Annotated in this window: 1 protein-coding gene; it reads right to left on the bottom strand. The window is 61.8% G+C overall.

All coding sequences use genetic code 11. The features are described from left to right. Positions 1 to 1,341, bottom strand: a 1,341-nt coding sequence (locus tag K0T92_RS25800; protein WP_219875251.1) for a non-ribosomal peptide synthetase, incomplete at both ends; no start/stop codon positions are given.

Raw genomic sequence — 1,341 nt, forward strand, 5'->3', positions numbered from 1 at the left:
CAACTTCTCCGCCACATCCGCCTGCCCCAGCACCAGCTTCACTCCTGCATCTGCCAGCGTGTAGCGGATGCGCTCCTCCGGGTAGCTCGGGTCGATCGGCACATACGCGCCTCCCGCCTTCAGCACCGCCAAGATCGCCACGATCATTTCCGTCGACCGCTCCAACGCGATACCCACCAGCTCATCCGGTCCGACTCCCTGCTCCCGCAGTCTCCGTGCAAGACGATTCGAACGGGCATTCAGCTCTGCGTAGCTTAGACGCTCTTCTCCGTACACCAGCGCCGTCCGTTCTGGCGCTCGCTTTACTTGCTCCTCGAACAGCCCGTGAATCGTCTGCTCCTTCGGATACGGCGCTTCCGTCCCGTTGAACGCCGCCAGTCGCTCGCACTCTTCCTCGGGCAGCAGCGACAGCTCCCCGATCCGCTCCTCCGGCTTTGACGTCGCCTCCGTCAGCAGCTGCACAAAGTGACCCGCCAGTCGCTCCATGCTCGCTCGCCTGTACAACGACGTCCGGTATTGCAGTTGGAATACTAACCGTCCTTCCATCTCCGATGCTTGCAGCGTCAGATCGAACTTGGCCGCTTCCTCGCCTCCTCCGTACGGCGTCATCTTCAGACCGCCCCCGTAAGAAGCTTCCGCTTCCGTCATATTCTGCATCGCGAACATCGTGTCGAACAGCGGGTTGCGGCTCATATCCCGCTCCAAGTCCAGCTTCTCCACCAGTTCCTCCAGCGGGTAGTCCGCATGCTCGAACGCTTCCAGCGTCCGACGCTTCACTTCCGCCACCTGCTCCAGGAACGTCGCTTCCTTCTTCACTTCGTTACGCAGCGCCAGTGTCCCGACGAACATGCCGATAACCTGCTCCAAGTCCGCATGCGGGCGGCCCGCCACCGGCGTTCCAATGATGATATCCTCCTGCCCGCTATACTTCGACAGCAGCGTCGCATACGCCGCAAGCAGCACCATGTACAGCGTTGCGCCCGTCTGCGAAGCGATCTGACGCACGCGCGCCTCCACTTCCAGCGGCAGATCGAAGCCGATCGACTCGCCTTCGAAACGCTGCACGGCCGGACGCGCATCATCCGTCGGCAGCTCCAGCACCGGCAGCTCGCCTCCGAACCGTTCCAGCCAGTACGTTTCCTGACGCTTCAGCTCTTCCCCGCTCAGCCGCTCCCGCTGCCAGACTGCGTAGTCCTTGTATTGGATCCGCAGCACAGGCAGCTCCTCGCCGCCGTACAGCCGCGCGAACTCTTCCACCAGCACTTGCATCGAGACTCCGTCTGATATGATATGGTGCATATCGTACATGAACAGACGCTTGCCTTCCTCCGCCAGCTTCAC

The organism is Paenibacillus oenotherae, from assembly GCF_019443105.1.
GTDB classification, from domain to species: domain Bacteria; phylum Bacillota; class Bacilli; order Paenibacillales; family Paenibacillaceae; genus Paenibacillus_Z; species Paenibacillus_Z oenotherae.